10 protein-coding genes are annotated in these 12,931 nt (G+C 32.9%); all 10 read right to left on the bottom strand.

Annotated features, from left to right (window positions below):
- Nucleotides 1-3 precede the first annotated feature (3 nt).
- Nucleotides 4-624, bottom strand: coding sequence for an acyltransferase (locus tag B0A67_RS09180; RefSeq protein WP_072964567.1), 621 nt, complete (start codon nt 622-624; stop codon nt 4-6).
- Nucleotides 615-1,829, bottom strand: a complete 1,215-nt coding sequence (locus B0A67_RS09185; protein ID WP_072964566.1) for a glycosyltransferase — start codon at nt 1,827-1,829, stop codon at nt 615-617. Before B0A67_RS09185 ends, B0A67_RS09180 begins: the two co-directional genes overlap by 10 nt.
- 4 nt (nt 1,830-1,833) lie before the next feature.
- Nucleotides 1,834-2,988, bottom strand: a complete 1,155-nt coding sequence (locus B0A67_RS09190) for a glycosyltransferase family 4 protein (RefSeq protein WP_072964565.1) — start codon at nt 2,986-2,988, stop codon at nt 1,834-1,836.
- Nucleotides 2,989-2,994: 6 nt separating this feature from the next.
- Nucleotides 2,995-4,224, bottom strand: a complete 1,230-nt coding sequence (locus tag B0A67_RS09195) for a glycosyltransferase (protein WP_207557323.1) — start codon at nt 4,222-4,224, stop codon at nt 2,995-2,997.
- A gap of 30 nt (nt 4,225-4,254) precedes the next feature.
- Nucleotides 4,255-5,235 carry a phosphoribosyltransferase family protein gene (locus B0A67_RS09200; RefSeq protein ID WP_072964564.1) on the bottom strand — a complete coding sequence of 327 codons (981 nt, stop codon included), beginning with the start codon at nt 5,233-5,235 and terminating at the stop codon, nt 4,255-4,257.
- Nucleotides 5,236-5,307: 72 nt separating this feature from the next.
- Nucleotides 5,308-6,783, bottom strand: coding sequence for an O-antigen ligase family protein (locus B0A67_RS09205; RefSeq protein ID WP_072964563.1), 1,476 nt, complete (start codon nt 6,781-6,783; stop codon nt 5,308-5,310).
- Between the two features lie 2 nt (nt 6,784-6,785).
- On the bottom strand, nt 6,786-8,162 hold the full coding sequence (locus B0A67_RS09210; RefSeq protein WP_072964562.1) for a lipopolysaccharide biosynthesis protein: 1,377 nt from the start codon (nt 8,160-8,162) through the stop codon (nt 6,786-6,788).
- Nucleotides 8,163-8,164: 2 nt separating this feature from the next.
- Entirely contained in the window at nt 8,165-10,540 is a 2,376-nt protein-coding gene (locus B0A67_RS09215) for a GumC family protein (RefSeq protein ID WP_072964561.1), read from the bottom strand.
- Nucleotides 10,541-10,953: 413 nt separating this feature from the next.
- Nucleotides 10,954-11,688 (bottom strand): TolC family protein, encoded by a 735-nt coding sequence (locus B0A67_RS09220; protein ID WP_072964560.1) that lies wholly within the window; start codon nt 11,686-11,688, stop codon nt 10,954-10,956.
- A gap of 17 nt (nt 11,689-11,705) precedes the next feature.
- Entirely contained in the window at nt 11,706-12,920 is a 1,215-nt protein-coding gene (locus B0A67_RS09225; protein WP_123887373.1) for a sugar transferase, read from the bottom strand.
- Between the last annotated feature and the right edge of the window lie 11 nt (nt 12,921-12,931).

Consider the following 12,931-nt stretch of genomic DNA (forward strand, 5'->3'; position numbering starts at 1 on the left):
ACTTTAGTTTTTAATTTTCTCCCAGTTAGAGGTTTCAAAGTTGTATTGTTTTATAATTCTGGCTGGATTTCCTACAGCAACCGAGTAGGGGGGAATATCTTTTGTAACGATACTTCCAGCTGCTATAATAGAATGTCTACCAATAGTGACGCCGGCTAAAACTACCACGTTAGCTCCAATCCAGGTATTGTCTTCAATACTAATTGGTGCGGTCGAAACACCTTGCTCATGAATAGGAATACTAATATCTTCATAGTTATGATTCAATCCTGACAACGTTATGTTTTGAGCTAAACGAATATCATTTCCAATAGTTACAGGACCTATAATGGTATTGCTTAAACCAATTTTTGTCTGATTCCCAATAATCACTGATCCAACACCATTGTTAATTGCTGAAAAATCTTCAATAGTTGAATTTATACCTAATTCAAATCTATTCCAGGGAACAACATCCATGCGTGTTCTTCTTCTTATAATAGCTCCTTTTCCTTTTTTATGATAAAACGGATTGATGAAGTACTTTATCCATAATCTTGGCCGGGTCTGATTAGGAATAAGAACAGACCAATGCACCAGGTTTTTTAGCTGATCATTCGATTTTATTTTTTCTTTTAGTCCCATTTTATTTTGTTTTTAGTAGCTTGTTTTATGGCATCATAAATAGCAGTAACATTGTTTGTCCATGTATGGTTTTGAGCAACTTTAATTCTTTTTTTTATGAGCTCATCAGAATTTTCTAGCAGTGCCTTTTCTATTAAATTAATGTAGCTTTCTTTGGTATCACCCAGATAAACACAATCTTCAAACATCAACATTGCTTTTGTTTTAGTTGCAACTACTGGTTTTCCCATCGCTAAATATTCATCTATTTTTCTGGGATAATTTCCTACGGTAAGGTTATTGGTTATTTGTGGATTCATAGTCACGTCAAAGCCCTTAACGTAATTTGGAAGCTGCGATGGATCTTTACTTCCCAGAAAATACACGTTTGGCAACTTGTGCAAATTAGATTTTTTAAAATCCTGATCTTCGGGGCCAACCAAAACAATGCTCGAGTTTTTTTTTTGAATCGCTATGTATTCCAGAAGCGCAATATCAAGTCTTAGTGTTGTTAGCGAACCCACATAACCAATTACTGGAGACGGGATAGTTGTAAATTCATCCGGCACTTTTATCATATTATCATAATCGCTAAAATGAGAGATATCACATCCTTGCCCTACCATATAGCTATTTGGATTATACTGTAAGCCAAAATCGGCAAAAAAATCTGAATTGGTTGTAAGCACATCTGCTTTTTTTACAACTTCTGGCTCGATTCGTTCTCCATGTTTTTGCCAGTAAGGTACTTTTACGAGATAATCCCGCATATAATATACATAAACCTGAGGACGAAGCATTTCTTTTAAATGAAGCCCAAGAAACATAGAACTGTCATTAAATAATATGAAATTTGAAAATCCTAATCTCGCAATGGCCGATTTAATATCATTTGAAAAAAATCTTGTATTGCGCTTATTTAGCATTTTGAATATAAAGTGAGAGCTCACCCAATTTATAGATTCAATAGTCGTTTTTGGATAAACATTCCAAAGATTAGGGGCTATTTTTTCAATATCTGCACTTTCTCGTTTTGCTATTCTTATGCGTTTTTGAATTCTTTCATTCCCTTTTTGTTTTATTTTGGTGATCCGGTCCATCGGAGGATTTATGTATAGAACGCGGTTGTCTTTTGCGAATTCGAGTGCAATATTTTTACAATTACTTCCTATCTGAATGTCCCATGGCTGAATACCAATAATGACAATGTCTTTTCCTTTTATCATAACCTTAGATTTTAATTTCGTTATACAATTGTTTGTACTGTTCTAAAACTTGAAACGCCATTCTGTTCCATGAAAATTTTTTACTTTGAAGCAGTCCTTTTTGAATCAGTTCATTTCTATATTTAACATCAGATGCGATTTTTATCATTCCATTACAAATCTCTTTTGTGTTATTTGGATCAATAATATGAGCCGCATCACCCGCAACTTCTGGCATAGAAGAGGTGTTAGATGTAATCACAGGCACCCCGCAAGCCATGGCTTCTATAATCGGAATACCAAATCCTTCTCTCAATGATGGAAATAAAAACAGTTTTGATAAATAGTAGATTGCCGGTAAATCTTCATCAGAAATATATTCAATCAAAATAATATGCTTGCGAAGATGTTGAGCATCAATATCGTTTAAAATTATTTTTAGGTCGGTTTCTTTATAACCTAGCAGGAGAAGTTGATAAGAAATAGTTGCTTTTTTTAAAAAATCATTAAATGCTATTAATACTCCTTTTGTATTTTTTCTGGGATCTTTATTCGCAATATGCAATATGTAATCTTCAGGAAGTTTATAATTAGTTTTTACTTTACTCAAATGATGAGTATCCATTTTTATTGTAAATTTTTGATTGACTCCGTTATGAATAGTCTTAATTTTTTTGTTTTTAAGTTTGAAAAAATGATTAATATTTTGTTTTTCGAAATTTGAAACAGTAATAATACAACTGCTATTCTTTACGACTTTTGCAACAATAATTCTTCGGTATAAATTACCAAATTTTTGGTATAGAGAAGCTTTATTGAGTAATAACTTTAATAGACTTTCTTCCATGTAGATAATATCATGAAGAGTTGTAATTAAAGGAGTTTTTCTGGAATAAGGGGCTGTATTACTGGTACAGTGTAGCAAGTCGCAATGATAGGCTTTGGCTGCCTTGGGCAATTTAAACTGTTCCCACCATGGATAAGAACCGCCAGGAATTTCAACAATTTTAAAATTTGCTGTAGGCTGAATTACTGACTTGTCCTGGTCTGGTTTTACGAAAATGAAATAGTCATTTTCTTTATCTATAACCTGAAGATTTAAAATTAATTCAAGTGCTACTCTGTCCATGCCATGTTTATGAGAACGAAACAATCTTTGGGCTTCTATACCTATTCTCATGATTCTTTAGTTTTGTACCGCTCCGTGGGCAGTGTGAATAAATTTATTGTTAGCACCTTTAAGCTTAAAGAGTAAGAGCGCCATTCTAAAAAAAGCAGAGGGTAATGAAAATAGTGCCTTACAAGTAGCTGTATTATAAAATGATTTTGGCAGTGCTAAAGAGAAAGCCAGAATTGTCATAATCAAGTTTAAAAACCACCCATAGACCCAAACATTTGAATAAAGATTAAAGCCAAAAGAGAGTAAACCATAAACGGCTGCGATTAAAAACGTAAGCCCCAAAAGCAGAATTCTTGGCGGAACAATCATCTGCAATACCTTATCGAAAAAGTTTAGGTTTCCTTTTACCAATAGTTCTTTACAGCCTGTTCCAAAATATTTTTTTAAATAAATAAATTGTGTAGACAACCATCTTCTTCTTTGATTGGAAAAATCAGTTGATTTTTGAATTTTTTCATCCAGTACAACGGCATTATTTAAATATTCTATTGTAGTTCTTTTTTTTGCAAACCTGAATTCTAATTCTTTATCAAAACCTCCAATGGCGTCTACGGTTTTCATCATTGATTTGAATAGTGTATACTCAAAGCCCATTGCGGAACCAATCAGTCCCGATGAAAAACCAAGCGCTCTGTGTCCTTTTCTAAAAATATGATTATTTATTTCTTCGCTGGCACCATCAAGTATGGCAAATGACGTATTTAGGTTTTTTGCTTTCCTGCGTCCCTGTACTACTTGATAGCCACTTCGAAAAGCATCATTCATTTTTAGCAAAAAATCACGTTCCATAATATTATCTGCATCCAGCACCACAGCAAAATCATAGTCTTCATTCAGCTCCAGCATGGCTTTGTTTAAGGCTTTTGCTTTTGTACTTTGCTCAAAAGAAACTTCAATTAGAGTTATAGGTAATGATTTCAAACTATGGATTGTAGCAGGTTTCAGGGAATCTGCTACAACGACTACATCAAAATTTTCGAATTCATAATTTTGTTTTAATGCAGACTTTGCTACTTCAACAATAACAAAATCTTCTTTATAAGAGGGTATAAATACCGCAATTTTGCTTTGTGCTTTAGCTGTAACACCTCTATATTTTTTATAGAAATGTCCAGCGATTGAAAACACCAAAACATATAAACACGACATTGTAAAGTACCAATAAACGCTGTACTCAATTCCTTTTAAAATAGTTTCTATAGCCTGCATAAACATTTGAATTATAAAGTTGAACATTGTGATTTTTAAGAAAAAAATGGTGTCAGCTTATAGCTGTAAAAGTTTTTGCAATTCTCCTTTTTCTAACAGTTTTTTACGTTTTCTAATTCCATCTCTTACTTTTAGGGCAAAACGGCGTAAAAAGGGAAGGTGTTTTCCGCTTTTAAGATTGTATACTACTGATTCAGAATTGTAGACCATCTCAAAATTTTGCGTACAAAAAACTGGTTTTTTGGTAATTCGGTTAATTTCTGCGGCTTGTTCCAGGTCACTTTCTACAAATAAATTGTAATTACTATACAGGTATTCCTTTGCTTTATGCCCTGCATGGTTATTTGCCTTTTGTCTTGCTTTCATATCTGGCAAATCAAGCATTACCAGTTTATTATAGGCAATTCCGTTTTTGTTTAACCAGGTTTCTGTTTCAACTCTATATTTTTCAAGCCTGGAGGTAACAATAGTTCCTATTTTACTTCCAGGAATGTAAAGTGGTGCCGCATTAAGCAAAAAAGATTGATATAGAACACCATCATCATTTTGTTCATCAGAAGGATCTAAACAAAGAACGCCGTCAATATCAAAACAGGCTTTTTCCAAAGTAGTGTGATTGAAGATGTTCCATTGAAAATATCTTGGTGTGGGTACAGCTTCTAAAGCATAATCAGCTAAATGTCCGTTTTCGGGCGTATAATAGATTACACAGTATTTGATATCGAATTTTGATTCTAAATGCGCTAAATCTCTTTTACTTTCTAGTAAGGCAGAACCAGAAGCGATACTATCGTCTACTATTAAAATTTTTTTATATTCGTTTTCACTAAAAAATTGTTTTCTTGCGCCAGATTTGTAACTATATCCCTTTATAAAAGAATGAATGTCGGTATAAGGTAAATTTAGGTATAATGCCAGTAGATTGGCCGGTAACATTCCGCTTCTTGGAATTCCTACTACAAGATCAATATCTCTGGGAATTAAGTAAAGCTTTTTAAGAATAGTTGTGTTTAAGTCGTTTAAATTTCTATAGTTCATAATAATAAATTTTATAATACAAACGTACGTTTACAAAACAGGGTGTTATAAGATATTTCGATGGATAGAAGGTTAGTGCAGTTGAATGGGAGTTTTTTGTTGTTCTATTTTCGGCGCGATGAACATAAAAACCATACTCACGTACATTAGCATACCAGTTGGCATTTGTCCGAAAACACCATTCCCATAAGAGGCCATCATAATTCCGGCCATTCCGCAAGTTAAGGCTGCAATTTGCGCTTTTAGCCAGTCATCCTTCAGTTTATACATGACATTATAGGCTCCGGTACCCAGAATAAAAAAAAGCATAATGAGATAGTAGGTAAGTCCAACGGCACCATTATCTGCCCATATCATTACATACCAGCTATCTGTAGCGGTATTGGCTAAAAATGTATTGGGAGTAAAACGCTGGCCCCAGTTACCTGTAGCTCCAACACCACCACCAAATGGGCGAGTACTTAAATATCCTTTTAATTTTCTTTGATTTTCTAATCGTACCTGAAGAGAAGCTTCGTTGGGATCAAATGCGGTTCTCATTCTTCGTATTTCAGCATTTCCCTGACCGATGGTTGTGTGGGCAAAAAACACATAGACTGCAATACCAAGAATGCCTCCAAGAATAAGCACTTTTGCATTTTTTTTAAGAATCAAAAACATAATTCCGCCAATCGCAGGAACAGCTATGGCACCGCGGGTTCCAGATATTAGCATTCCGAAAAAACCTGCTAATGAAACAAATATGAAAAAAGATTTGAGCTTAAAATTTCCTTTTTTGAGTAAGGCCAAGATACCAAATACAACTCCTGCATGTCCTTGTGAAGCCCCAAATTGCCCTGCATCTGAATAAAAAGAGAAGACCCTTAATTTACCAAAAAGAATATGTGTCTCTGCACCACCCTGATCCAGCCATCTTTGTTCGAATGGATCTACTCCAAAATGAAATTGCTGAAAACCTTTAAGCGTTCCAAGAAGAGAAAGTATTCCCCATACAATAAAAAAGGTATTTAAGTCCTTTTGCTTATTAAATAATACAAATAATAATGGTATACAAAGCCACTGATACAAAGCTACGCCTCGCATGGCATAAAACCAGGCTTCCCTGCTTTGAGCCTCCGGATTTCCAATTTGCAGCACTATATATCCCATCCAGATGGATATTACAAGAGTTAGAGGAGATTTTGCCTGATGCCAGGGTATTTTGGTAGCGAAACCTTTAAAGAATAAAGCTAAATAAATTAGAATAATTACCCCATCAACAGACAATCCCCAGGCTAACGGGACATATCTGGCGAGTCCTGTAACAAAAAAGCCTAGGAAGAGGAGTAGAATGATACCTAATTTAGGGGTAGTAAAAATGGTATAAATCAATACAATTGCAAAAATTAATCCTATGACACCTAGCAAGCCAATAATTCCAGTTTTACTAACTAGCAGAGTAATTAGAATTGTACTTATAAAAATTGTAGCAAATATATTGAGATTGGCGAGACGATTAGATCCGGAATTTGCCTCAAAAGGATCAGTATGATTATTAAATGAGTTCATAACTAATTTTTTAGAAATTTAAATTCATTTATTAACTTGGTAAATTGATTCCATATAGCTAAGTAAAATCGATTCCCACTTTTAAAAATTTCAATGGTCGAAAAATCAAACTCTTTATTGATACAATAGGCTCCGAAAACGATACCGGCCGTTGTAAACAAAAGAGTAGCTATTGCAACTGCTTCGAGAGATTTAAAAATGAAAACAGCAACAAGATCTCCTATAACATTAATACCTAACATGATGATTACTTTTAAGGCATTAATATGTGGCTTATTCATGCTATCCAAACCAATTCCGGTCATTCGGTCTATAGGTAATAATAATCCATAGATGGAAAATATTCTAACCAGTGTTACGATATCAAATGCATTAGAGCTGGAGTTTAAGTATTGGGATCCGGAAACAAGGAGTACAAATTCTCTAGCAAATGCAAATGTGATAATAGACATGAATACAAATAAGTAAGTTAGTGCGCCGCAGTAGCTGTAAAACAGATTTTTAACTTCGCTGATATTTCCTTTTAAGCTGGCTTTTGACATTTTTGGAAAAGCTGTAGCAGCAAAACTTCTTAAAGGAATTTGCTGCAATTCGGTTAATTTTAAGGGAATACTGAATAAAGCTACTGCCATAACTCCTAACGGACTTATACTGATAATTAGAAGATCAGCATTTCTTAATAAATTGGTTCCTATTAAGGTAAAAGTGCTATATTTTCCAAAGTTCAGTAAAGTTGCATTTGTTGACTTATTCGCTTTTCTAATATGTAGTAATCCATCCCAACCCTTGCTAATACAAATGAGAGTAGTAAGCAAGTTTATTAGTAACAATACCCATATCAGGTGTACAATAGAAAAATTAAGTACTATTTTGTTTATCACCAGGAACAAAAAAAATAATCCACTATTTAAAGTTTTAATCCAGAGTATTTTTCCATATTCCATTTTGGCTTGTAAAACAATCATGGCATTATTCCAAGGAAGATTTATGAAAGCCAATAACGGATACCAGGTAAAAAACAATAGATATAGAGAGCTGGATATTATCTCTTTAAAAAAAATATTGGCAGCAACCATAACCATCGCAATGCTCACTGTGCTGACCAGACTGATAAGGACATTAGATCCTATTAATTGCTCGCTTTTGTCTTTTGATGCTCCGGATAAAAATCGAACTAAAGCATTATTAGTAATTCCAAATCTTAACATTTCTACCAGAGATCCTCCGGAAATAAATATTACCCATTGAGCAAAGTGTTCAGGATCCAGACTTCTTGCTAATAAAGCAAAGCCTCCAAGTCCTAAAACTGCTATCACGAGGTTTCCGGACAATGATAAGAAGTTATCTTCTTTACATATTTTTGTAAGTACTTGAAACATGATTAGATATGATTTTTTAGATGAAACTGAAAGCGTAGGATATTTTTTATTTTGCTTCGTGTTTTAGATCGTTTTTTTGGTAATTCTCCTAAAAGTGATTCTACTTCATCTATTTCTACACCATTAATGATAAACTGAAGTTTTGATGGAGTAAGCTCCTTTATGTTGTTCAATAGATTTTCGTCAGCCTTAGACCATAATCTGTTAGATCTACAAACTAATACTACCAAATCAGAGGCAACTATTAAATCGGCTGGATAGTTCGTATCCAGAACATTAGGTAATTCTATAATCACATAATCAAGCGGTTTTTCAGGTATACCTGTTCCTTTAATAGTTAATTCATTATAGCTGTCTGAATCATAAAACTCTCTATCAACTTCATATTTTAGATATTCAGCGGCATCAAGGTAATCAGAAGGATTTACTAAAAAAGGATGATCGTAATCTATTCTAGGATCTTGATAACCTAAAAGCAGACTCAATAAAGGAAATTGTTGTGAACTGGTTCTTGGTTTTGATATATCAGAATGGTTAAGGACTACCAATGATTTACCTGCATACTTTAGTTTCTTCGCAATATTAGTTGCTATTACGGTCTTTCCTTCATTTTTCTGAGTACTTAATATTGTTATAATCTTTGTTCCATTAGACGTCTGTTGTGTTTTAAGTGCGTGATTCAGATTTTGAATAACGAGTTCCATAAGCCTGTCCTGAATGCTAATCAGATCTAGTTTACCATTTGTTTTAAATACTTTAGAGAGCATACCCAGGGCAGGAATCTTAAGTTTATCTTCTGCAAGAGTTACATTTTTTAAGGTATTGTCGAAAAATTCCATAACCAATAAACTCCCTAACAATAGAATAAAACTTAATACAATGGTAGCAATAATGACTATTTTTCGTTTTGAAGGTGTTGGTTTTAATGGAAAATAAGGAGGATCGACAGCTTTAAGATTACTAGATAATTGCGTATCCTGAAATTTTAATTTTGCTAAATTTAGACCGTGCAGAATTTCTAAATATTCCTGTTCGGCCACATTAATTTGTCGTTCAATTTTTTTTAGATTAGCACCAGCAGGGGCGTATTTAGCATATTCTTGTCCAAATTCTCTATTACGCTTATTCATAACCTGCAGTTTGGCTTTAAGGTCTTCTGTTTCAACTACTTTATCAACCCATTCTGGTAATATTTTTGATGTTGGCACGCCTTCTGCTGAATTTTGAAAAGTATATAATTTTGCTACACTCGATTTAATTTCGGTCTGAAGTTGTGAAGCTTGTTTTTGTAGTGCTTCAACATTGGGAGATTTTTCAGAATTGCTGGATTTTGCTTCACCCATTACAATTTCATAATTCAGTTCGCCTAAACGTTTCTTGCCTTCAAGAATCTGATTGCTTTTTTCCTGTACCAGTTCCTGCACTTCTAATTTTTGCTCTAATTTTTTTGCAGAGGCCTCAGAACCGGCTAATTCTGCTTTTTTATTACTGTATTCCACATCCATATCTTCCTTTACATTTGCAACGGCCTTACTTTGCTCATAATAATTAATAATGCCATTGTCCTGATTAAATTTTAATAGAAGATCTTCTATATTTTTTAATTTATTTTCAGAATGATTGAGTTGCGTTTCAAAATATTTTATTACAGCATCAGAACCGGTTTCTTTAAGATTTTTGTATTTTCTTATACAAACCTCATTAAAGATTGCCAATGTTTGCTGACAAATACCAGGATCTTCGGTCTCATAGCTTAACTCTATTAAATCGCTGGTAGAGATACGTACCGCTTTTATTTTTGAAATAGCTTCCAGCGAATAATAGGGATGATCGAAGTTTAATAAAGAATACACGAAATTTGTGTTATTACTCTTCATCAAATTCATTAAATTGGTTACTGTTTGCTCATAATCAGCTCTGCTAACGTTTGCAGGTATTGTATTGATGGCCTCTTCATCTTCAGAATTGGGTTGAATGATGTTAGAGTTACGATGTGATTTTGAAACATAGCGATAGATTTCCTTTGGCATATCTGCTTTTAATTCCTCAAAAGTTTTGTCAGAGATAAATTTGCTATTGGGCTTGCTTAGAAGTAGATGCTGGCTTAATAAGCGTATCGCAACTTCTTCCTGAGTGTCTCTGGAGTTAATAATGTTAATTAAGTTATCGAATGCAATATTAGTAGCAAAGTAATTAAATGATTTATCCATTTCTACAGATGAACCCGAAGCCAACCCTGTATAAAGTTTTGTTTGAGAACAATAACTGTGCTTAGGGTTATTGGTAAACAAAATGGCTAGTATTCCAACAAATGAGGGAATCACAATAAAAGCTACCTTATGTTTTAAAATTAATTTTATAAATTCTATTAGTTTCATATTAGTGTTATTAGTGTTTTTACTTATTAATTTACACCCATTTTTATTACGTCATTTTAGTGATGCATCTGTTATTATGATTCAAAATTACCAACTATTAAAAGCGAAGTAGCCTATATTTCGCTGGGTTGAAGCTATCTGTCGTTGAATGGATATTTAATATTGATTAATCGCTAAATATTTGAGATAAAATATCTTGGGAGTGTGTTTGTTGGGATGCTTAATGGATAATTTATTCCTTGAAAATAAAAATTTATGCAAAAAAAGTCTAATCGCCAGAAGTAAGGGGAGGAGCTTATTAAAAATAAAAAAGGCTTATTCATCGATAGAATAAACCTTTCTTTATGAAGAATAAATAGATAATTTAAAAAAAAACATAACGCATGAATAAATATTATTTTAAGGCTGTAATTTTAATTAATTTCAAGACCGGTTAAATTCTCCAATAATTTCTTTGAAACCAGAAATTCGGATTTTGCCTGTTCAAATTCGGCAGCTATTCTGGAGGTCATATCTGAAATTCTTACGTATTCAGAAATCGGGATTATACTATTTCTAAACTCTTTTTCCACCATTTCCATATTTACTCTTGCGTTTCCTAGGTTTGAAGCTCGTAATTCGAGTAAATTTTCCTTAAGAACTAATTCTTCATAATTGCGAATAACAGCTTGTTTTAGTTCGTCTTCTTGAGATTTTGCTAAACTTTTAGCTTGTTCAAGTTCTGATTTAGCTTGCTTAATTTGGGATTTACGATTGATCACATCAAAAACAGGCATTTTTAAATAGAGACCAACATTGTAATTCAATTGTTTTGTATTGCTTGCTAAATTTACGGTCGAATTATCTCCGCTAATGGAAGATAAATTATTGAAGGTTCCATATCCACTGTTTACTTGTACTCCAAAATTTCTAGTCCAGTATTGTTGCTTACCTTTTAAATTACAATCCTTAGCATCAATCTCCAATTTTCGATAATTTACCATACCATTATTAACAAGCGCAGAATCAATTAGCACACTAAGGCTGGGAATTATTAATTTTGTATTTGAAGATCCAGATTCATTTACGGAACTGTTTTGAGCTTTTATCTCAGAAATTTGAAAGATTAATAAATATAGGGTAATCATTATTTTAAAAATAGTTTTCATTGTTATTGGTTTTTGAATTAAACAGTACTTTTTTGAATTAAGCCAGGAAAGGTTCTTAAAATTAATTTGATGTCGTACCAAAAAGAATAGTTGTTACCGGTAAAATGATCTGCATATTCATTGTCAAGACGCATTCGTTCCTCTTCAGACATTTCGCCTCCTCTTCCTCTTAATTCGACCTGCCATAAACCAGTAATACCAGCGGGAGCTAAGAATCTTTTTGACATAGTATCTTTTGTTAATAATTCGGCTTCATATACTGGAAGAGGCCGATTTCCTACGATAGACATGTCACCTTTAATTACATTAATTAACTGAGGTAGTTCATCAATACTTGTATTTCTAATTAATTTTCCAATTTTGGTAATTCTAGGATCGTTTGCTATTTTTATAAAAGTTGAATTCGTTTTTTCAATTTCATTTTTTTGGGTGTTATACCAATAATCACATATTTCTTTAGCATCAATATGTAGTAGTGGTGAACACAATTTTCCTTTTAACAATTTACTGCATTTTGGACAGGGGGCTTCGAAATCAATGGTTGTAAGCGTTTTTGCTTTTTTATACTGATTATTTTCTTGTGCTAGTTTTTTTATTAAATCTTCAGAACCGGAATGCATTGATCTTAGTTTGTAAAAATCGAATGTTTTTTTGCCCACTCGTTTAGAAATGTAATAGACTTTTCCTTTAGACTCAAGTCTTATTGCCAGCATAATTAATAAAATTAAAGGAGCAATAGAAATCAACACTGAAAAAGCAAAAAAAACATCAAAAATTCTTTTTGATAGTGGTAATTTGTAAGTTTCGTGAGGAATTAAATTATCGATAACCGCTTTATTTAAGTCTTTTAATTTGTATAATGATTGTGCTCTCTCTATTATTTGGTTAACCGCTGTACTAGAAGAAACAAAGTAATCGTTTATACCTTTTGCAAAAGTTTCTGCCAAAAGCGAACTATTGTGTTCATCAGAAACTAATATAAAAGGTCTGTTTTTTAAAATAGATTCGTTTTTAAGGACATCAAATAAATACAATCCTGTGTTCCCGGTTAAGTTATAAGAACATATAATTACATCAATATTATTTTTGTTTTTGAGTAGTTGTAAACACTCAATACTGGTTTGTACAGCAATTAGAGTACTATTTTTATCTTTAGCACATTGCTTATAAGTTTCAGTCGATTTTCCTATATAAAGTATGGTCATGGCAATAAATATGAGTTTTAAAATCAAGGACTTTTAAG

The organism is Flavobacterium aquidurense, from assembly GCF_002217195.1.
Lineage (GTDB): Bacteria > Bacteroidota > Bacteroidia > Flavobacteriales > Flavobacteriaceae > Flavobacterium > Flavobacterium frigidimaris.